The organism is Photobacterium sp. 1_MG-2023, assembly GCF_030547945.1.
GTDB lineage: Bacteria > Pseudomonadota > Gammaproteobacteria > Enterobacterales > Vibrionaceae > Photobacterium.
In genome coordinates this window covers 1-21,784 of sequence record NZ_JAUORR010000044.1, presented here as the reverse complement: position 1 = coordinate 21,784, position 21,784 = coordinate 1, and the positions used below count along the sequence as shown (strand labels likewise).

20 protein-coding genes are annotated in these 21,784 nt (G+C 50.3%); 11 read left to right on the top strand and 9 right to left on the bottom strand.

The window, feature by feature from the left end:
* Positions 1–705: 705 nt before the first annotated feature.
* The 5 genes from Q4579_RS21785 to Q4579_RS21765 all read right to left on the bottom strand — a co-directional run bounded on the left by Q4579_RS21785 (position 706) and on the right by Q4579_RS21765 (position 6,713).
* Complete coding sequence (locus Q4579_RS21785; RefSeq protein ID WP_303566956.1) at positions 706–1,584, bottom strand: 6-carboxytetrahydropterin synthase; 879 nt, start codon at positions 1,582–1,584, stop codon at positions 706–708.
* A gap of 105 nt (positions 1,585–1,689) precedes the next feature.
* Complete coding sequence (locus Q4579_RS21780; protein ID WP_303566955.1) at positions 1,690–2,400, bottom strand: outer membrane beta-barrel protein; 711 nt, start codon at positions 2,398–2,400, stop codon at positions 1,690–1,692.
* Between the two features lie 120 nt (positions 2,401–2,520).
* A complete protein-coding gene (locus tag Q4579_RS21775) occupies positions 2,521–2,901 on the bottom strand; it encodes an STAS/SEC14 domain-containing protein (protein ID WP_303566954.1) in 381 nt (126 codons plus the stop codon).
* A 145-nt stretch (positions 2,902–3,046) separates the two neighbouring features.
* Positions 3,047–4,591, bottom strand: a complete 1,545-nt coding sequence (locus Q4579_RS21770; RefSeq protein WP_303566953.1) for a long-chain fatty acid--CoA ligase — start codon at positions 4,589–4,591, stop codon at positions 3,047–3,049.
* A 154-nt stretch (positions 4,592–4,745) separates the two neighbouring features.
* Positions 4,746–6,713, bottom strand: a complete 1,968-nt coding sequence (locus tag Q4579_RS21765; RefSeq protein ID WP_303566958.1) for an alkaline phosphatase D family protein — start codon at positions 6,711–6,713, stop codon at positions 4,746–4,748.
* A 333-nt stretch (positions 6,714–7,046) separates the two neighbouring features.
* Between Q4579_RS21765 and Q4579_RS21760 the strand changes: the two genes are divergently transcribed.
* From Q4579_RS21760 to Q4579_RS21725, 8 genes are all read left to right on the top strand, one after another.
* Complete coding sequence (locus Q4579_RS21760) at positions 7,047–7,613, top strand: DedA family protein (RefSeq protein WP_303566952.1); 567 nt, start codon at positions 7,047–7,049, stop codon at positions 7,611–7,613.
* 89 nt (positions 7,614–7,702) lie between these two features.
* On the top strand, positions 7,703–8,779 hold the full coding sequence (locus tag Q4579_RS21755; RefSeq protein WP_303566957.1) for a D-alanine--D-alanine ligase: 1,077 nt from the start codon (positions 7,703–7,705) through the stop codon (positions 8,777–8,779).
* Positions 8,780–8,868: 89 nt separating this feature from the next.
* Positions 8,869–9,405: a DinB family protein gene (locus Q4579_RS21750; protein WP_303566951.1), complete on the top strand. Its 537-nt coding sequence runs from the start codon at positions 8,869–8,871 to the stop codon at positions 9,403–9,405.
* Positions 9,405–10,163: an NRDE family protein gene (locus Q4579_RS21745; protein WP_303566950.1), complete on the top strand. Its 759-nt coding sequence runs from the start codon at positions 9,405–9,407 to the stop codon at positions 10,161–10,163. The genes Q4579_RS21750 and Q4579_RS21745 overlap by 1 nt, the downstream gene beginning before the upstream one ends.
* Positions 10,164–10,174: 11 nt before the next feature.
* Positions 10,175–10,627 (top strand): YHS domain-containing (seleno)protein, encoded by a 453-nt coding sequence (locus tag Q4579_RS21740; protein WP_303566949.1) that lies wholly within the window; start codon positions 10,175–10,177, stop codon positions 10,625–10,627.
* Between the two features lie 20 nt (positions 10,628–10,647).
* The gene (locus Q4579_RS21735) at positions 10,648–11,097 is read left to right on the top strand and encodes a hypothetical protein (RefSeq protein WP_303566948.1); all 450 of its coding nucleotides are present in this window, start codon (positions 10,648–10,650) and stop codon (positions 11,095–11,097) included.
* Positions 11,098–11,108: 11 nt separating this feature from the next.
* Positions 11,109–12,842 (top strand): lysophospholipid acyltransferase family protein, encoded by a 1,734-nt coding sequence (locus tag Q4579_RS21730; RefSeq protein ID WP_303566947.1) that lies wholly within the window; start codon positions 11,109–11,111, stop codon positions 12,840–12,842.
* 98 nt (positions 12,843–12,940) lie between these two features.
* Positions 12,941–13,846, top strand: a complete 906-nt coding sequence (locus tag Q4579_RS21725) for an AraC family transcriptional regulator (RefSeq protein ID WP_303566946.1) — start codon at positions 12,941–12,943, stop codon at positions 13,844–13,846.
* A gap of 91 nt (positions 13,847–13,937) precedes the next feature.
* Here Q4579_RS21725 and Q4579_RS21720 read toward each other — a convergent pair whose 3' ends face one another.
* Together Q4579_RS21720 and Q4579_RS21715 are read right to left on the bottom strand one after the other, a co-directional pair.
* Positions 13,938–14,327, bottom strand: coding sequence for a DUF4440 domain-containing protein (locus Q4579_RS21720; RefSeq protein ID WP_303566945.1), 390 nt, complete (start codon positions 14,325–14,327; stop codon positions 13,938–13,940).
* Positions 14,324–15,706 (bottom strand): MFS transporter, encoded by a 1,383-nt coding sequence (locus tag Q4579_RS21715; RefSeq protein ID WP_303566944.1) that lies wholly within the window; start codon positions 15,704–15,706, stop codon positions 14,324–14,326. The genes Q4579_RS21720 and Q4579_RS21715 overlap by 4 nt, the downstream gene beginning before the upstream one ends.
* 123 nt (positions 15,707–15,829) lie before the next feature.
* Between Q4579_RS21715 and Q4579_RS21710 the strand changes: the two genes are divergently transcribed.
* From Q4579_RS21710 to Q4579_RS21700, 3 genes are all read left to right on the top strand, one after another.
* Entirely contained in the window at positions 15,830–16,795 is a 966-nt protein-coding gene (locus tag Q4579_RS21710) for a LysR family transcriptional regulator (protein ID WP_303566943.1), read from the top strand.
* Positions 16,796–16,978: 183 nt separating this feature from the next.
* On the top strand, positions 16,979–19,096 hold the full coding sequence (locus tag Q4579_RS21705; protein WP_303566942.1) for a TonB-dependent siderophore receptor: 2,118 nt from the start codon (positions 16,979–16,981) through the stop codon (positions 19,094–19,096).
* Positions 19,097–19,374: 278 nt separating this feature from the next.
* A complete protein-coding gene (locus tag Q4579_RS21700) occupies positions 19,375–19,902 on the top strand; it encodes a hypothetical protein (protein ID WP_303566941.1) in 528 nt (175 codons plus the stop codon).
* A 50-nt stretch (positions 19,903–19,952) separates the two neighbouring features.
* Here the strand turns inward: Q4579_RS21700 and Q4579_RS21695 are convergent, their stop codons facing one another.
* Together Q4579_RS21695 and Q4579_RS21690 are read right to left on the bottom strand one after the other, a co-directional pair.
* Positions 19,953–20,771 (bottom strand): hypothetical protein, encoded by an 819-nt coding sequence (locus tag Q4579_RS21695; RefSeq protein WP_303566940.1) that lies wholly within the window; start codon positions 20,769–20,771, stop codon positions 19,953–19,955.
* A gap of 224 nt (positions 20,772–20,995) precedes the next feature.
* The coding region (locus tag Q4579_RS21690; protein ID WP_303566939.1) for a hypothetical protein at positions 20,996–21,784 on the bottom strand (789 nt) is incomplete at its 5' end.

Sequence of the window (21,784 nt, the reverse complement as noted above, 5' to 3'; positions counted from 1 at the left end):
GGAATGACAGTTTTTTGCTTTGATGGTATCAAAAGGAATCACAACCCCATGGAAAAATTCATAGATTCCCGCCTGCGTGGGAATGACGGTAATTGCATGAATTATATGAGTTTTGTCGTTCCCGCGAAGGCGGGAACCCAGTGACGTTAATGCGCCGGAGCCTCGCCGGAGCGCTGTGAATAATGCGACAGAATGACTGAATGTGCTGCGATTTGATCGGTTCCATGATGTTGTGAACGCGCTTAGAGCCCGGCGATTTATGGATTCCCGCCTGCGCTGGAATGACAGTTTTTTGCTTTGATGGTATCAAAAGGAATCACAACCCCATGGAAAAATTCATGGATTCCCGCCCGCGCGGGAATGACGGTAATTGCATGAATTTTATAAAGTTTGTCGTTCCCGCGCAGGCGGGAACCCAGTGACGTTAATGCGCCGGAGCCTCGCCTGAGCGCTGTGAACCATGCTATAGAATGACTGAACTGTGCTGCGGTTTGATCGGTTCAATGGTGTTTTGAACGCGCTTTGAGCCCGGCGTCCTATGGATTCCCGCCTTCGCGGGAATGACAGTTTTTTGCTTTGATGGTATCAAAAGGAATCACAACCCCATGGAAAAATTCATGGATTCCCGCCCGCGCGGTGATGACGAAATGAAGTCTTTTCGATGTGGGTAGGACCGCACGGTAATGGCGGATTTGGCAGTCGAAATTACAAACTGGCCATCGCGCCTTTGCCAACGCCTTCATAGGCAATCACATCCAGCTGTTGCGATGGACCGATCATAGGTTTGACCTGAGCCGCAATGAAATGAGCCAGCAGTTCAATGGTGGTGTCCGTATCAATCATGTCGGTTTCGCTTTTGGCAATCGCCAGCTCAAACAGCCCCTGAGGCGCGGTGTAGCGGAAAGCATAATGTGTCAAGTCTGAAACGAATGTCGCATGCTCACTCAGATTCAAATCGCGGATCTGAACCTGATCTTCCAGCGTACCCAGATAGATGTCTGTCCAGCGTTCAGCCCATTTGGCTTCCAGCGCCGCATCGCGCTGACCGTCTATCAACAACTCAATCGGAGACCGGTGGCCATGTGCAATCCGCTGACAGTTTCCGTCATGCTTTTTCAGGCCATGGCTGTAATGATAGAAAGCGCCATCAATCTGCTCATGGCGCAGCACCAGCTCCAGCCCCTGCACATTGTCGGGTAATTTCCCTTTCAGGACGGTGTACAGATGCTGCGTCACGGTTTCAATGGTGATCGTTTCTGCATCGACCAGACAATACGCTTCTTCCGGACAATGCAGATGAATGCTCTTGTCACCCCGCAGCACATCCACCGTGGCATAACCCGGTGTTGTGGCAGCCACTTTGATCGCTGAATGTTTCACGGGCACCAGCAGGCGGTGATCAACATAGGCATCGACCAAATGTTTGATCTGCTTTTTCACGCGACCAAAATCCAGCACCATGCTCATTTCATTCAGCTCGCCAGACATCACCACATCCAGTATCCAGCTATCGCCGACCATGCCACGGGTCGGGCACAGGTATGAGGCATCAATTACGGTGAGATCTCTGACAAATAGCTTCACGCTGGCGTCCTTCAAGAAATGATAGTCGTTTTCAAAGCTGGGCATTATACCCAAGTCGCCTCAAGATGCCAGACGCCACGCGTCTGACGCAAACAACACCTCGCCTCAATACCGGTAATTGGCCGCTAGGAATAACGAACTCACCCCGCGTTGCTGAGACTGAAACTGGACTGAATTCCCCTGCTCATCCTGTCCTTGCCAGTTTTGAAGTTTACTCGGCAGCATGCTGTGACGAAACCCGGCTTCCAGCGTGATATCTGTCGACACGCGCCAGGCCAGTCCGGTCTGTAAACCGAAAATAAAGCCACTGACGCTGTAATCCCCCCGATAATCAGAATCCGACTTTACGCTGGCATAGCCGAAGTGCAGGCCAACATAAGGGGAGAAATCCTGACCATGCAGGAAGAAATAATCGGTGGCCAGCAGGTTGAGGTTGGCAATATTGGGGTAGCTCAGACCGGAATTCTTGAAATCACTGTCACTTTCATGTCTTTCATAACTGTAATACACCCGGCTGCGGCCCTCAGGGGTGTAATAGCCAAAGTCCAGACCGAAGTAACCATTGACATCCGGATCCTGAGAAGACTCTGCAGTGCCCGATACGGTTGCCGTATCATCCATCCCCATCAGGCTGAGTCCACCGCGTAATCCGACATAGTAGCGTCCCGCTTCTTTCGGAACACTGATGTCTGCCGATTCCGGCGCTGCGTTTTGTGCTGCTGTCTGATTGTCGGCAGCAGAAACCCCTGCACTGCTCATCGCACCCAGTACGACGCCAAATGCACACACATAAGAAGATAAAGTTCGAAACGGCAAAGTGGCCTCCCTGAATTGACGGCTTGCCGGGTGAGAATTCCGGCATGGCCGAATCATAGCAAGTCCCTCAAAGTCAGACGAGCAAAAAACCATGCAAAACAGGGGACTTGGGAACAGGGGTCACGCTTCCCGCAGCCAGGCCAGCGCATCGAATGGCGTGTCAAACCGACGGACTTCACCGGAAATAAACCAGCTGCCGACTTTTGCCATCATATCCATCCATTTCTGATTGCCATAGACAGCAATGCGGCGGAATTTTTTTCCGTGCTTGAGGCCAAGTTTCAGATCATCCCAGGCTGCCTGCAATTCCCAGCCTTCGAATTCTGAGCCGTCAAAATAAATATTGACGATTGGATCCTCGACCTCCGCCAGTGCATCATCAATCAGCGGGGTAATCTGCTCATAATCTTCATGGGTCAATTTGCCGACAGCTTTTAACTCCATAAAGAAATAATCACCATCTCTGTCTACTTCGAATAATAAACCATGCTTGGTGTGCATCGCGGCCTCCCATTGCCGAACCGAGGGAAAGAAAACCAGAACTTTCAGATATTTCAGGATAAGTGTAGTGGCTATCCTGCATTTTTGGGGGGGAGAATACGAACACCGGGCACCCGTGCCCGGTGATTTCAAAGTGAACGAGGGATCAAACCGGCTGAGTAATTTCCGACTTCAGATCTTTTTTCAGAATTTTCCCGGTCGCATTCATGGGTAAAGCATCGCGAATCTCCACCTGACGCGGGTATTTATACGCAGCCAATTGTGTTTTCCCCCAGTCCCGGAGTTCTTCAGCTGAGATAAACTGGCCTTCTTTCAGGACAACACAGGCTTTGATGTCTTCTCCGTATTCACGGCTTGGCACACCAATCACGGCCACCATGGCAACTGCCGGATGTGTCATGAACACTTCTTCAATCTCACGAGGGTAAACATTAAAGCCACCGCGGATGATCAAATCTTTCACGCGGTCCACAATGAACAGATTCCCCTGTTCATCAAAGCGCCCGACATCGCCGGAATGAAACCATCCGTGACGTAATGCGCGTTCTTTTTCTTCAGGACGATTCAGATAACCTTTCATGACATTATGGCCCCGAATCACGATCTCACCGGGCTCCCCCAGTGCAACCGGCTGATCCTTATCATCGACCACGCGCACTTCTACGCCCTGAATGGGCTGGCCCACAGATCCCGGCAGGCGCGGCTTATCCAGATGATTGAAACAGGCAATCGGGCTGGTTTCAGACAAGCCATAGCCTTCCAGAATTGGCACGCCGAATTTTTCCTCAAAGGTTTTCAGCACTTTCAGCGGTAATGAAGCGCCGCCGCTCACACCAATTCGCAAACTGGAACAATCCGACTCGGCCTGACACAAATTCATGCCGATATACATGGTCGGCACCCCGGCAAATAAAGTCACACCATGTTTCTCAATCAGTCCCATCACCAGTGTCGGATCAAAACGGGGCACCAGTACCATGGTGCAGCCCAGACTGACCGGTGCATTCATATTGACGGTCTGACCAAAAGTATGGAACAGCGGCAGCGTGACCAGATGGACATCCCGCCCTTCCATCTGCATCAGGTTCTGCGCCGCCATAGCATTAAGATACTGATTCGCCTGCGTCAGTTCAGCGCCTTTCGGCTGCCCGGTCGTGCCGGATGTATACAGAATCACGGCCGTATCATCGGCATTTCTCGGGGCATAATCACAGTCGGCGGACTGTCCGTGGATCAGTGACGTTAATGTTTCAAATCCTTGATATTCTGACAACGTCTGATCGGCAGTCATCACCACCAGTTGCTCGCACGCGTCTGTTTTCTGAAAAGCTTCAATCCCGGCCTCTGCCATCGGCAAGCCTTCGACACCCTCAAAACAAAAATAAAATTTCGCCTGGGAATCTTCGAGGTGATACTGAATTTCTCTCGCCCGCAGTAACACATTCAGAGGAACGGTGACTGCCCCTGCCTTCTGGATCCCGTAATACACCAACGGAAAGAACGGCAGGTTGGGGCAACTCAAAGCCACCCGATCGCCAGGCTGGATCCCTCTTGCTTTGAGGCCATTCGCAATCTGGCTGGCAATCGCATTGAACTGAGCATAGGTGATTTGGGTTTCCCCACAGACAATGGCAATTTTATCCGGATTGATCACAGCATTACGTTGAAGTGCAGCGGCAAGATTCAGCATGGCGTTTCCTTGTGATGAGTCACACGTCTTATTCCCTGAGCAAAAGATTGCTCATCCGTTTAAACAGCAGCATGAAACGGACGTTTAACCGAAGTCAAACAAAGCACGACACCCTGTTAAAAAATTGTGAAGAACATGCACTTCTGACCAAACATCAGGATTTAGACGTCAGTTTCCGGCTGGCTTCCGAGCGACGCTTTGTTTCCTGCCGAGTGGGCGGAAAACCAATCGACTGGCCTTCTGCCGTCAGGATAGCGATATGTTCCGGCTGACCTTGATCATTGATCCATAGTTCTCCGATACAGCTGGTATTCACCAGCCGTCCGTGGCCTGGTGTATCTGGATCGCGTTTGTAGATTTTCATCCGTTTCCGTTTGGTGAACCAGTTGAGCGGCGAGTACGGCGTATAGAGGATTCGATCCATCCGCTCACAAAAGCGCAGTAACTTCTCCGGGAAGGTATTTTTGATCCCGCTGGCCGTAATCTGATAAATGCTGGGGCTGTTCCGGCGAAAACGCAGCTTAATGTCGTAAGCAAATGAATAATGGACATCACCAGAGATAATCACAAAGTTCGTCGGGGTTTTGGTATGGGTAAAAATACTGAGTAAAGTATTGGCCGCACCGGGATGCGCCATCCAGTTTTCGGCATCCACGACTAAAGGCTTACCAAGCAGCGTCATGACCCGTTGTAGCATTTCAATGAACTTTACTCCGAAGATCGGCGCAGGAGACACAATGATCACTGCACTTTCATGCATCAGTGAGTGCTGCATATCCATCAGTGCTTCCCAGTCCATCAGGCCGGACGGTTTGTTCATCGTTGACTCAGACCGCCAGCGCCGGGTCCGGGTATCCAGCACCAGCATTTTCGGCTGAGTTGCGACTTCATAATGCCAGTGTTCGAACCGGTACAAATGCTCAATCATGGCATCCTGTGTGTCATCAGCGGGTTGTTCGAAAAAGGCGCGCGCCAACGAGGTGAACTTCTCATCAAATTGCGCCGGATCATTCCCCCAGCCCTGACAGAGCCAGTAGCCAAACAAGCTGTTACCAATGATGCGGCGTGAAAACGCATGCTGATAAGCGGCTTGCTCCCAGCCAATCGTCAGGTTCCAGTCGTCCGTCACATCATGATCATCGAAAATCATATAGGTCGGTAAATGGGCCACCAGCCGCTGTACCTGGGTTAACCCCTCAATAAAGCCATCAATTTCCTGCTTTTCTTTGTGCCAGAGTTGCTGCCAATTTTCAGAAAGCACCTGATCGCCACATTGAAAGCCCTGCACCTGCAAGCGGCCATGATCCACCAACCGCCAGACCTGAGGCGACCACACCAACAGATACATCGCCAAAAATTCACTCAGGCCAATCAGATGATTCTCAGATTCATTGGCACTGAATACCGGACGACGCGGCTTCGGCAGCCAACTGAACAAGCGGGTGTCCGACAACCAGTTGCCAGTTTCTTCGTGCACGGGCAAGACCTGATCGCGGCCATACAATTGTTTCGTACTCTGGCGCAATTCAGACAAGGTCGCATACGGGGCATCCGTGAAGGTTTCATCCGGCAATCCCAGCAAGTCGATTACCTGACTGATGGCATCCAGCGTGGGGCCGGCGACATGATCGGCATAGATTTGATCCCCGCTCATCATCAGCAGTGCCGGGCGATCCTCAACCGCCAGTCCCGCGACTTTCTCATCCGCGGCAACCAGACTGTCTTTTCCGGGAAAATGCGGATTCCGGCAAGAGCCATGCTGAATGTAATCCGCTCGGGATTTAATCATCACCGTTAACCGCGCTTCGCCGGGATAAAGCAATTCAGGGATCAACGCACTGATCGGGCCTTGCTGCGTGACAATCTCATAAGTCAGCACAGTATCCAGCGGAAACTCGCCCGTAAACCGGGCCATCACAATCCAGGCTGACTGCCCGATCTGAATCTGTTGCGATGCGGTGAAATCCGCCTCAAAACAGGGGGAGTGATCATCGCCCGGATACAACACAAACTGGCCCTCCAATTGCACCGTCGTCACCAGCCAGAGGGTGATCTCACTGGCATTGCACCGGCGCAGGACCGGCCCGGTTAATACCAGCGGGAGCGCTGGTGCTGACTGCATCTCAAGAGATGTTTCTGCACCCTCATGGCAGGCTTGGCTTGTGGCTGTCATTCGTCGTCTTCACCTGTTGTTATTCGTTGAATCCATAAACAATTGTAAACGATACACCCTCCCGGCTTGCCAGTGAAATGTCAAAGTCTGTGTCTCCGCCGTCATAAAACTTTCAACAATTATTCTGCAACCCATGAAATTTTTAGCCATCTTTCCTCTCTTTATCTGGGCAGCCGGATGCTCTGGCATTCTGGCTGAATGAAACTTTATGTTTCTTGGTTAAGCTCATCATGGGTTATTCATTTGTATACGGATTTACTGATACAGCCCCAGCACAGTCCGATGCTTCTTTTTTTCGGCATCATCGTGCTTTCCTATTTGCTTGAAGATGTGGCTATCACAACCGCTGCCTTGCTTTCGGGCAGTGGGTCAATCCCTGTCTCTCTGGCACTACTGGCAGTCTTTATCGGGATTGCCAGTGGCGATCTGATGCTTTTCTTGCTTGGCCGCTATGCCCGGCGATGGGAGGGGCTCCGGCGCAAGTTACTGCGTCATCATGCGATGCACTGGATACAGCACAAGCTGGAATCCCGGCCATTTCTCAATATATTTCTGCTGCGATATACCCCCGGCCTGCGAACCATCGGTTTTACGCTGTGCGGTTACCTGTCGGTCCGTCCGGTGATTTTCTGCAGCGCAGTTTTTGTTGCGACCGCTCTCTGGACCGCTGTCATTTTCACCCTTTTCTATCATCTCAGTCAGTTGAGCATGTTCCAGAACAGTCCTCTGAAGTGGCTGTTGCTGCCTGTCGTCTTTGTTTTGTTTTTCTTTGTTAACCGGCGATCATCCAACCAGCGTAAATCAAGTTGTATTGCCGGGTCACCCAATCAACAGGAGTGTGCCGAGTGACCTTGCCACTAATTCAGGAATCCTTAACTAACCAGCCACAGCGCTCCCCAACGCACCCGGTGCTTCCCCCGACGGTGGTGAATCAGGGGATGCCGGTTTTCCGGCACGGCGGTAAAGCCCTGTCACGCTATGAATTCTGGCCGGGCTGGATCTTTTACCTGCCTGTGGTCGTGCAAAGTCTCTGTCAGGGCATCAGATACCGTGATTTTCGGTTGCCTCTGGTCGCCAATCCTGGGATCGCTTTGGGCGGCATGGTCGGGGAATCCAAATCTGACATCCTGTCTCAGGCGGGCCGCTATGCCCGACAATGGATTCTGCCGTTTACCACCCTCCGCAAAACCACGCAGCCGCTGGACAGCCAGATCAAGATCATCAAACGCTGTCTGGCTCAGCGGGATCTGAATTATCCCCTGGTGGCCAAACCCGATCAGGGCTGCAGAGGCGCAGGCGTCAAACTCATTCATTCCGATGCAGATCTGCGCGCTTACCTGCAGCACTTTCCGGTGAATGCCCGTTATCTGCTGCAAAAAAAATCAACGCATCAAGCGGAAGCCGGTATTTTCTATATCCGTTACCCCCATGAATCGAAAGGGAAAATTTTTTCACTGACCCTCAAATATACCCCTTATGTTATCGGCGATGGGCGCAGCACCCTCAGAGGATTGATTGAGCAGGACGAACGTGCAAAGCATCTCGCGCACCTCTACCTGCCCCGGCACCCGGAATGGGCCGACCGGGTCATCGAACAAGGCGCGGTATTTCCGCTGGCATTTGCCGGTAGCCACAGCAAGGGCGCCATTTTCAAAAATGGCAACGCTTATATCACCCAAGCGCTTGCAGCCAGGCTGGATCGTATTTTCGACGATTATCCCGGTTATCACTTTGGCCGCTTAGATGTGAAATTCAAAGACATCAACAGCCTGATGAACGGTGAAGCGTTCGAGATTCTGGAAATGAACGGTGCCAGCAGTGAAGCAGCACATATCTGGGATAGTCAGACCCCACTGCGAGAGATTTTTTCGACCCTGCTCTGCCAGTACCGGTATCTGTACGAAATTGGCCACCAGCAAAAGCAAGCCGGTTATCCCGTGCCGACGCTGGGTACCCTCTGGCGAGCCTGGCGACATGAAAAACGTCTCGTGGCGGCCTACCCACCGACCGACTAATCCAATGAAATCCGGCTCGGGTGCCGCACGAAGCAGCCCAGCCCACCGTAACTTTTTGTCAGAAGAACAGGTAATTCATGAGTGAAACGATGACAGCAATCGCCCCGACAGAAGTGGCTTTTATGACCGGAAACCTTGAAGGCATTGATCAGGCCATCACCCTGATCAATGAACTGAATCCGCAGCAATATCAGCATGTCGCCAAACCCTATGTGCAAAGCAGTATCGGGGCACATCTGCGCCATATCATCGACCAGTATTTTGCGCTGATGACATGTTCGCCCGAAAGCCCAGTGATTGACTACGATGTCCGCCGCCGAGGCGCCCGGGTAGAACATTGCCGAGAGACCTGCCTGAACGAACTCGCACAGATCCGGCACTGGCTGCTGACTTTACCGGAGAGTCTGCTGGACAACACGGTCACCATACGTTCAGAAAATTCCGTGATGTCGCAACAGGTTGTACAAATGACTTCAACACTGCGCCGGGAGCTGCTGTTCGTGGCCAGTCATACCGTTCACCACTTTGCCTTGGTCCGGGTTGCGGCCGAAATGTGTCAGGTCCGGACCGCAGATATTTTTTCTTACGCACCGGCTACGGCCTCTTACCTGAGGTCACTCAAATAATGTGTACCGCATCCTGGCGAATCACCCCTGAAGGATATGAACTGCTGTTCAATCGCGATGAACGACGTGAACGCCCGCTGGCCCAGCCCCCGGCACGATTTCATTCGGCCGTATATCAAACTCAGGCGCTGATGCCCATCGATCCGCTGGGTCAGGGCAGCTGGATTGCCGTGAATCAGAATGGGTTATCTTTGTGCCTGCTGAATCACTATCAGGGAGAAATCCCTGAATCCGCAGACTCAAGTCGGGGGCAGATTATCAGAACGCTTGCCTTTTGCCCGGATGCCGCTGCAGTGATGTCTCAGTTTGCCCAACTGTCGCTCGCCCGGTTTGCGCCGTTCACCCTGCTCATCCTGACCCCGGCAACAAGCACTGATACGCAGAACATCCCAGCCATATGCTGGGATGGAAAACGGATGCTGGTTTACCCGGTCGAGGCACCCATCACGTCATCTTCCGTGGCTTTTGAAACGGTTCGCCAGAACAGACACGAGACCTTTGCAGAGTTGACCAGCCAGCAGATCAGCCCGGAGACCCTGATGGAATTTCACCACAGCCATGCACCGGATCACGGCTTCTCTTCCGTTTGCATGCACCGGGAGCACTCACAAACCGTCAGTCTGACCCGAGTGCTCTGCAATAAAAAAATGGTTCAGATGCACTATTACGACAAGGCTCCCTGTCAGGAACCGAGTTTATTCCAATCAGCCTTACAGCGAACTTTTCCCCCAATGCCTCAGACACAGGCAACGATTTAAAGGAATCACACATGAAACGATTATTCATCCTCCTCTTGCTAGCGCTCAGCCCTTTCTTCACCCCGTCGGCTATCGCCAAAGAGGATCCCATATACACCAGCTTTTTCAGCGATAAAGCCCTCAGTGGCTACGATACCGTGGCTTTTTTCACACAGGGAAAAGCCGTGGAAGGACAAAGCCAGTTTCAAACCCGCTACATGGATGCGGACTGGTATTTCTCATCGCAGGCCCACCTGGATGCCTTTCTTGCAGACCCGGAAAAATATGTACCGCAATACGGTGGTTACTGCGCTTGGGCCGTGGGCGCCAAAAACACGCTGGCACCGGGCAATCCAAAACACTGGAGCGTTCATCAGGGCAAACTGTATCTGAATTACGATGCGTCCGTCAGAAAACAATGGCTCGCTGACAGAGATGCGCTGATTCAACTTGCCGATCAACGCTGGCCTGCCGTCCTGAACTAATCTTCTGAAAGGAAATCATCATGAAAACATGGCTGTCGTTGAACACCCTGTTACGCGCTCTGATTGCGTTTATATTTCTGCAATCGCTGTTGTTCAAATTTTCAGGCTCCCCGGAAACTGTCCATATTTTCTCTACGCTTGGCGCGTGGTCTGGGCTCGACTGGTTCGGCACCTACGGCGCATACGGTGTCGGAATATCCGAACTGATCGCTTCTGTTTTATTGTTCTCCCGCTGGAGCGCTTTGGGCGCCTTGCTGTCGCTGGGCATCATCAGCGGCGCGATCTTTTTTCACCTCTTCACCCCGCTGGGAATCGCAATGCCCGAATTCAATGCACAAGGCGTGATCGTCGGGGACGATGGCGGCACCCTGTTCGGGATGGCATGTCTGGTTTGGGCCAGTGCTGCCACCTTATTGGTCCGCTTCCTGCGGCAGAAAAACCCACCCATCGCTGATCCGGAATATCTGTAAGGAGTCGTGACATGGAAGCCAGCCCATTTCAACTGCCTGCCCGCACCCCTTTCCGGCTGTTCGAGCGATTCGCCGAACAGCTCACCGGTCTGTCCCGGCTTGATGCTTATTATCGTGCTCAGCCGGCTGATCTGGATACAGCAGAATTTCTGCGCTACACGCTGGATGTGCTCGGCATTGACGCCCACATCGCATCCGGCTCTGTCGGGAATCTGCCGGAAAAGGGGCCCTTGGTAATCATCGCTAACCACCCGCTCGGGGCTGCGGACGGCGTGATTCTGGCGGAGCTGATTTTAAAAGTCCGGCCCGATCTGAAAATTCTGGCCAACCGCTTTCTGGCGCGAATCAAAGAGCTGGCGCCATTATTCATTGATGTCGATGTGTTCAGCCCTTCTGGTAAGACGAATCTGAAAGCGACCCGTGCGGCGCTGAATCATCTCAAACAGGGCGGTGTCCTGCTGCTGTTTCCGGCTGGCGAGGTCTCTTCTTATGACGCCGAAGGCACCTTAACGGATTGTGCCTGGCATCGTTCCGTCTCCCGGCTGATCCGAAAAAGTCAGGCCGATGTACTGCCAATTTTCATTCAGGGGCAAAACAGCAAACCTTTTTACTGGGCCGGAAAAATTCATCCCAGATTGCGCACCGTGCTGCTTGGCCGGGAGCTTCTGAACAAGCGTGCGCAACACATCAGGCTCGCCATCGGACAGCCGATTCCCTTTCGCGAGCTGTCGCACATGACCACCGACCAGCAGACACTGGATTACCTGCGGCTGAACACTTATCTGCTCGCACCAGGTGCGCCGCATCACGCGCCAGTCCTGACCAACGCAGAGCCGATTGATCCGCCCACCGATCCCCGGTTACTGCAAACCGAGCTGTCGCTTCTGGATGATGAATGCCACCTGATCCGTTTCAAACAGTTTGATGTGTACTGCACCGACGCACCGTCAATTCCGCATCTGCTCCAAGAAATCGGGCGAATCCGGGAAACCAATTTCAGACAGGTGAATGAAGGGACGGGCAAATCCTGTGACCTCGACAACTATGATGCCAACTATCAACATCTGTTTGTGTGGGATCGGGAAGAAAACAGACTCGTTGGCGCCTATCGGCTCGGCCTGACCGATCAGATTCTGGCGAGCAGCGGTGTCACCGGGTTGTATTCCAATTCGCTGTTCCACTACGATGAATCCTTGATTCATCAGTTTGGTCATGCGATCGAGCTCGGACGTTCGGTCATTGATGCGCCCTACCAGCGCGACCTGCATGCGCTCCAGCTCTTGTGGAAAGGCATTGCGACTTATGTTTCCCGTCATCCGCATTACACACATCTGTTTGGTCCGGTCAGTATCAGCAGTGAATACAGCCCGCTGGCAAGGCAGTTGATCATCTCGACCTTACAGGAACACCATTTCGACCATGACGCCGCCAAACTGGTACGGGCCAAAACCCCCCCCGGACAACACAACCGTTCACTCTGGCGCCCGGATATGCTGTCGGCACTGGCCAATACGCAACTGCTGTCGAAATTACTGATTCGTCTCGGACAAGCCAGCGTCCCCATCCTGCTGAAGCAGTACCTGAACCTGAATGGCAAACTGATTAGTTTTAATCTGGATAAAGATTTTAACGACGCCCTGGACGGGCTGATTGTGGTCCACCTGCCTCAGGTGCCGCAACGCACGCTGGCTAAATACATGGGAAAACCTGAAGCAGCGCAATACCTGCACAAACATCAACCCTGACGTCACCATGGCGGCGGTATTCTTCCCTATCTGTTAAATCCATTCAATGATAGGATTCAGCGCAGTTAAGGACACACTGCAGACATTGAACCGTCGCCATGAAAACCGCAGCAAACACAGAAAAACCCTATCAATTCACCCGGATTGAACGCGTTCTGGATTATATTCACACGCATTTGGATCAGCCTTTGTCTGTCGTCGATCTGGCTGAACAAAGCTGCTGGTCACGCTGGCAACTGCAGCGGGTATTCAATCACGAAACCGGCCTGACACTGGCAGTGTATGTCCGCGAGCTGAAGCTCAGCCATGCCGCAGAACGCTTGCTCTCGTCCAACGACCGGGTACTGGATATTGCACTGGCTTGCGGCTTCAATTCTGAAATCAGCTTTATTCGTGCCTTCCGGCAAATGTTTGGCTGCTCGCCCGGTGCCTACAAAAAACGCGGGTTACTGACCGGCCTGAGAACACCGTTTCAGCCCACCCGGCCCGTTTCGATGGCACCGGAGCTTCCCCACCGGTTGTTACAGATCCGGATTGAACGGCGTCCGGCATTTGAAATCACCGGGATGACTGGCATGATTCAGGGCCTGTTTGCCGAACAGCCGGATTACGGCCAGTCCGTGCCTGCACTCTGGCAGCAATTCGCCCAATCCTGTCCTGACACAGGATCCATCAACCGCATTGGCATCACCGATACAAGACATCACCAGCGCGGAGGATTACCTTACTGGGCTGGCGTCTGCACCCCGGATCTGCCCGCAACAGCCCCAAGCAACCCGGAACTCCGTCGCCTTGCCATCCCAGAGCAATTGTATGCAGTGATCCATTATTCCGGACCGATTCACCAACTGGATACGGTTTTACACTGGTTCATCGCAGCCTGGCTGCCTGAATCCAGTTACCGGGGCGTGGATGGTTTTGAACTGGAAATATATCCGCCCCAGTTTGATCCCGATAACCCGGCACATCAGATGACTTACTGGCTTCCGATTGAAACATGCTGAGGGCGGCGCATGTGTTTGCTGTGATGCAGCTGAATATCCATTCCCGGACACCTGGCAGATTTTCAGACATTAATTTCAATGAGCATACACCTCATGGAAGTGCTGTCTCATGCAGATGACGCCAGATCACCTGATTTTCCGCCTCCAATTCAAACACTACAGTTGAAAAGCGCCACGTTGCCTCCTGATCCGGCATTTGCTGCCGCTCCTGATAAGTTACGGTCGCCCCTGTGGCATGCTCGGCAACCAACTGAAGGTTGTCGATTTCTATCTTCAGTCCTGGTTTGGCGCCGCATTGGGTTCGGAAAAACGAAGTTAGCAACGTGTTATCAAGGAACTCCCCGCCTGGCGTCATCATGGAATAAGCCGGGCTGAAGCGTGCCAACAAATTATCACATACCTCAATAGGGCAGTTGACATCACTTAGCCAACGACCAATAAGCTCGTGAGCCGCTATAACTTCATAAAAGTAACGATTCATCTTTTCTCCTGATTCAGGGTGAGAATAACGCTGCGATTTGCGATGCGTCGGCAGAGCATAACGGGGATCACAGCACTGACGGCTGCAAGCACAAAACACAGATGGTACGCCTGCGTTTGCTGAACACCTGACATATTGAGCAACACGTTCAGTAGTAAGCTGATGATGGTCACGCCAATACAAAAACTGAGCTGACGGTTGATATTCCATATTGCGCTTGCATCTGCCAGCTCGGTATCTTTGATCTGAAGAAACGCCAGACTCTGAGCGGTGCTGCTGCACAGGCTGCTCCCGAACCCCATCAGTGCATACGCGGCAATCCCCAGAATCACGTCATTGGCACTGCCAATCAGCGGGAGCAATCCTATACCGAGACCTTGCACCAGAGCACCTGAGATAAACAGCGGACGTGGCCCGACATCATTGAACTTTTTACCCGTGATGGCGATCGCGGTACATGAGGCGATCGCCCAGGGGAGCATCATCGCGCCCACTACGGTGGCGTGCATCCCCAGTTGCCCCTGAAAATACAGCATCGCAATCAGGCTGACCCCGGTAAAAATGCCAGGAACAAGCTGATAAATCAGCATCGAAGTCTGCAACATCGGCTCCTGGATCAAGCGCAGATTGAGCAAAGGCTGCGTTTTACGGAGCGAATTACGAACATACCACCCCATCATTACAGCCCCTGAAAGCAGGCATATAGTTCCCAGGTTCTGATGATCGGATTCACTCATGGCAGTCAAGCCCAGAAGTATCAATGTCAGTGCCAAACAGCCCGAAATCAGACCGCTGATATCCAACTGGCTGGAACGCGGAAGACGCCCGTCACTTTTCAGCCAGAAAACGGCAAGGAGCAATGCAACAAACGCCAGAGGCAAACTGACTAAAAAGACCCATCGCCAACTGACGGTATCCACCAGCACGCCACCGATTGTCGGAGAAAGCGCAGGTGCAATTAAGGCGACAAGCATCACAACAGAAGATAGTCTTGCCCTTTCATGGCTTTGATAAAGGGCATAGGTCATCGTCTGCCCCACAGGGATCAGCAGTCCCCCTCCCAATCCCTGCACCACACGCCATGCAATCAGAGTCTCGATCTGGGCAGCACTGGCCACACCGCAGATACCGATGATGAAAATCAGCAATGAGAGGATAAACAGGCGCTTTAGACCCATTCGTGTTGCCAGCCAACGACTCAGGGGAATCACCAGAGTTAATCCCAGAATATAACCATTACTCACCCACGCCAGCTGACTAACCGTCGCTTGCAACTGCTGGCCAATGGCAGGATAGGCGACATTCGCAATAAACATGTTGACCAGATCGATGAAAAAAGCCAGCAGATAGACACTGGCGACACACACCCGATAACTCATAGTTTTCTCAAAAAACAACCCAATGAGCGTAGTTTAAAGTTAGAAAAATAAAGATAAACAGACGTTTCGCAGTTACACTGTCAAAATAATTTTGACAATCATCCAAATTCATCAGGAAGATCCATGCTGAATATGCAACGACTGGAAATATTTGTTGCGGTTGTAGAAGCTGGCAGTTTTACCGGTGCAGCAAATACACTGGGGCTGACCAAAGCGGCCGTGAGTTTTCATATCAAGCAACTTGAGGAGACATTGGGCGTATCCGTGCTCACCCGCACAACCCGGCAAGTAGCCGTCACCGACGCTGGCGAGCGCTTTTATCTGCGCTGTCTGAAACTGTTGCAGGATGCCGAAAACATCCTGGACGATGTCCGCAGCGATCACACCGGTCTGAGCGGTATATTGCGGATCACAACAACGCCGGAATATGGGGCAAGAGTCGTGGTTCCCGTGCTCTCGGCATTTGCTGCTCTGCATCCGCAACTCCGCATCCAACACGTTGCTTCATCCCGGAATGATGATCTGATTTCCGGGCGTTTTGATGTGGCAATCCGTCTCGGTCAACTGACGGACTCCACTCATCATGCGAAGCTGATCGATACTTTCGATATTTTACCTGTCGCTTCAAAAGATTATTTAAAGATGCATCATGGCAATACCATCGCTGACCTGAAGCAGTTGCAAAGCGCGCGCTGGATCGCCCATAGCCGCCTTAACACCCCCTTAGACTGGCAGGTTCTCACGCCCAAAGGAGACAACGTTCTGTTCAAGGCGGACGCTCCTCCCATGCTCATGGCAGACAGCGCAGCTTCATTGCTGGCATTTGCCCGTTGCGGTGCAGGAGTTGCGTTATTACCTGCCTGGCTGGTGCAGGAAGATATTGCCAACGGAAGTTTAACCCAGTTACTGCCGGAGCACCGTTTTCCCAGACAAGGGATCTTCGCGCTCTATCCCAATACCCGCCACATTTCCGAGAAAGTCCGGCGATGGATTGATTTCTTACAAAGCCAGATCGAAAAAACCAACAGCCATCCATCACGCCATCTGAGCCATGTCACTGAGATACAAATGCACGATCGCAATGAGTGACTCAAGAGAAAAACAGCGTGTCATTCAACGTGGCGATACATGCCCACCTCAGCAGCAGAATGCACCAAATTGTTAATTATCCCGATTTGAAATCCTTAAAATGCAATTGATAACAATTAGCATTCACAAAAATTTCGAGCCACGACTTGTGGCTTGAGAATATTGCAGTCGAGGTTTTCAATCATGCAACGCAGATATGCCCTGTCGGGCCTTGCCATCGCTATCGCAGCCACCTTCAGTGGCGCCACCCTTGCTCAAACCAGCGAGACACCTGAAGTCGAAACCATCACGGTTCTGGGTGAAACCTACCGGAATACCGCCACCAAAACCGCTCTGTCACCAGAAGAAACCCCACAGGCCATTTCGGTGGTCGACCGGGAAACACTGGACCTGCGTGGTACGAATTCGGTCAGTGAAGCATTGCGGTATGTTTCCGGCGTGAATACAGAATTGCGCGGCGGTGCCGTCACCCGCCTGGATTTGTTCAATATCCGCGGATTTATCAACTATCAGAACTTCTACGACGGCTTGCAATTGCCCTACCTGAGTGGCTGGAACTTACAGGCCCAGGTCGACGATTTTGCTGTGCAACAAGTGGAAGTCTTTAAAGGCCCGACATCCGTGCTGTACGGTAATATCCCACCGGGCGGCATGGTCAATCTGATCGCTAAATCGCCGCAAAAAGAAGCACAGACCACCGTGGAGATCAGCACCGGAACCCGCAACCTGAAAGAAGCCAACCTCGATACCACAGGTCAATTCGGTAACAGTGATGTGAACTACCGTATTCTGGCGCTGGCTCGTCAGCGTGATAGTCAGGCCAACACTGCAGAAGATGAGCGATACCTGATCGCACCTTCTTTTGACTGGCAGGCAAGCGATGCCACGCTGGTGAATGTCAATCTTTACTATCAGAAGGATCCGAGCGCCGGAATTTATACGACACTGCCCGCCCAAGGCACGGTCCTGCCAAATCCCGAAGGCCCGCTGTCACCAGACACCTTCACCGGTGACGCCAACTGGAATGAATTTGACCGCGAAGTCCTGATGGCTGGCTATAAGATCCTGCACGACTTCAATGAAGACTGGTCGATCCTGCATAACCTGCGTTACAGCGATGCCAGCTTGCATCAAACCAATACCTACAATGGCGCACTGGCTGCTGATCACAGAACACTGTCCCGAAACGCCTATCAGACTAACGAAGCGCTGAAATTTCTGACTCTGGATAATCAGCTCTCCGGCAAACACCAATGGGGAAGTGTTGAGCACAATTTGCTGATCGGGCTGGATTATCAGCAAATGGATTCTTCTGTCCGCTATCAGGATACGCTGGATTTCAGCGCTCCAAGTCTTGATCTTTACAACCCGGACAACCATCAGATTGACCCGAATAATCTCAACTTGAAATACAATAAGACGCACGATATTCAGACTTCGCAACTTGGTGTGTACCTGCAAGATCAGATCCGCTGGAACCAACTGGTCATGATCGCCGGGGGGCGTTATGACCACTACACCCTGGACCAGAAAACAGATGGGGTTAAATCCGGTGATATTGATAAAAAACACTTCACGGGTCGTATCGGGGCGCTGTATCACCTGGGGAATGGCTTTTCACCTTATGTCAGCTATTCAGAAAGTTTTGAGCCTGTCGCCGGGCAGGATCGTTTTGGAAAAGTCTTCGATCCTTCAGAAGGCCAGCAATGGGAAGCGGGGGTGAAATATCAGTCGGAGGACGGGACGCAAACGGCTAGTCTGGCGGCATACAGGCTCACCAAACAAAATGTCGTGACCCGCGATCCCAATGGCAGCGCCTACGATAAAATTCAAACCGGTGAAATACAAACCCAAGGATTGGAATTTGAGAGTCTGTGGTTATTCACCAGCAACTTTGATCTCGTGTTCAATTACACGTTCACCGATGCTGAAATCACCAAGGATCATTCCGGCTTAAAAGGTAATACCCCGGTCTGGGTGCCCGAACAGATGGCTTCTCTGTGGACAAATTACTATATCGATCAGGGCATGCTAAGCGGCACAACACTGGGGGCAGGCGTACGCTATGTGGGTGAAAGCGAGTTAGACGCGCAAAACTCAGGAAAAGTCCCCGACTATACATTGTTCGATCTGTCCGCCCGTTATCAATTCGGCGAACTGGACGCCAGTCTGGACCGGATGACGGCTACTTTGAGTGCTTCCAATCTATTTGATGAAACATACTACACCTGTTTTGATCAGAATAACTGCTGGTTTGGTGCCGAACGTACTATTGAAGCCAAAATCGCGTTTCATTTCTAACGATTGAATTAATCATCCAAAGCCACTTCCATTCGCAGAAGTGGCTTTTTTATTTCCTGCCTAATTTAGCCCTCACTGAATCACAATCGACATTCATTGCGGGTAGTCATGTCGATCACATCACTATTTTTGGGTATCGCTTCAAAGAATTTATTTAATGCGACAAATGATATGAACTCATATTGTGATGCAAAACATCCTAAATTAGAGTATTTCGCCAAAACAACAGTCGGGAAAAATCCCTGTCATTAAAATAAAACACGTCAAAGGTGAATATCATGAGCATACCCAGTCAAATTACGTTTCAAGACTTACCATCAAAAGTCAAAATAACATTACCCGAAGAGCCAGATACAACCGGGACTAGCGCAATAGAGTTTATCGGCCTTGGCATCGCGATTATTGGTGTCTTATTTATTCTTTTTGGTCCGAACGAGATTGTTTATAACCGATACGAAGGTATGTCATTTGTACAGATGCTTCAGGCTTATCCCGGTCCGATTGCCAGTGTCGGCTTCCTCATTTATGGTTTGACGAACCGAATGAGAGTTTCTGGACTCGAAGAATATCAGGTTCAAGTGCTTGAAACCCTGGAAGCCGCAATCCTCATCAAAGATGAAGAAATTCCGGAAGGCTATCGCTTAAGCATTGATACCGAAGCAGGCGATGAAAAAGGAGTTTATTTAGTCAGCCTGGTGGAAGCCAGCAATGAAGATGAGGAAACGTCTCAGGAATCTAAGATGGACACAACCCAGCCTGACGGAGAAGCATCCGGCAAGCACAATGAATCAACGGCTAAATTCTAAGCCATATATCAAAACAGGTGGACAGGAAGTCCACCTGAAATTTCATACATTTAAGGAGTCATATCATCAAACGGCATTTTATCCTGCACTTCAGACCAATGATTATAATAGAAAGCGTCAGTTTTAGATAAGATCTTCAGGTCGTGATAATCATAATCCCGAATCATGCCGATAACCGTTTCTAACTGGTCAGCATTTAATATTAATTCACTCTTGCCATGTGTTTGTACTTTATACTGATCATATAAGAACGGTTTCTTAACAATAAGGCTATAAATTCCCAACCAAGGCCACGCACTTTCTTCGGGCTCTGGCTCTGGAATTGATCCTAACTTTAAAAATGAGAGCGAGGCTGCACCGGCGCCAGCAAAAACCATAGGTCCGGCAACAAATAACAAAATGAAAGCAATCACAAATCCACCGATCATACAGTATTGCGCCATTTTTTTCCGGCGTTCACTGCCTGTTTTCACGCCATAGGAGTAAAAGCCGGTTGCAGTGATTTTCTGGTAGTATCTGACTGGAAACCATTCTGCTCCAAGAATAAGCATTACAAGTGGTAATAATACAGTTAATGTTCCAAAAATAAAATAAGGATAATTATCAGATAAGTTTCCTATCAATGTCCATATAAAAAACAATGGTAAAAATATAATCATAAAACACCAGAAAGTAGGCATACCCCACTTACCAAATCTTCCCCAATAGTCAACCTCCCACTCCATGATTGCAGGTTCACGCTTAACGATTTCAGCATAAATCTTCATGCATTCTTTTTCTTTATCTCTATAATCATCAAATTCTGAATTATCATCAATTATTTTTCTAACTTTTTTGTAATTGTATAAAGCAGTTTTATAATTATCCATCCAACTCACTCACAATCTGACTGCTCATATCTCTATTTGATTACCCCTAACTGTAATAAATACACTCTAGTGATATTATGGCGAATGATTGAACCATATTGTTAATACGTGAATAAAAAAGTAAGATTAAACCTACCTTTTCCTCATACGATAATATTACGATTTAACTTTCTACTTTTCAGGTTTAGCAATAATTTTTAATTCATATCTCGCACTTGATAGTTTTACTCAGATTTATTCCCACGAATGTATGGCATTGTATTTTGGTGATCATACCAACGGTCAAAGAATTTATCTTCGAATCGATTTATCACTTCTAACTCATGCTGTCCAAATTTAGCGATAATGTTTTTCACTTCTTCAATTTGTGCTTTAGTTAAAATCAGATAGTTATCTCCATGTGTACAAACCTTATACTTATCGTACAAGAACGGCTTATATTCTTTTACGAGACAGTACACACCTAACCAGGGCCATGAACTTTCTTCTGGTTTTTTCTCAGGAAGCGCACCCAGTTTAAAGAATGAAAGTGAAGCAGCCCCTGCACCAATAAACACCATTGGACCGGCGACAAATAGTAGAATCACTGCGATCACTAATCCACCTATTACGCAATACTTCGCCATCTTCTGACGTCGTTCACTGCCAAGCTTTACGCCATAGGAATAGAACCCTGATGCCGTGATTTTCTGGTAGTAGCGTGTTGGGAACCATTCGGCGCCAAGTACCATGATTATGATTGGGAGTGAAAGCACAAAGAAACCCATAAACATGATTTCATATATACCGTCTTGATCTCCTGCCAACCAATATAGTGGGAAAAATGGAACAAATGTAGAGATAAAAAGTACCAATACAGGCAAACCCCATTTCCCACATCGCCCCCAATAGTCGACCTCCCACTCTAAAATTTCCGATTCCTTTTTGATTATTTTATTATAAATACGACTACATGTCTGATATTGAACTTCCCAATTATTGAATACAGGATCGGCATTGAGTTGCCGTTGTAC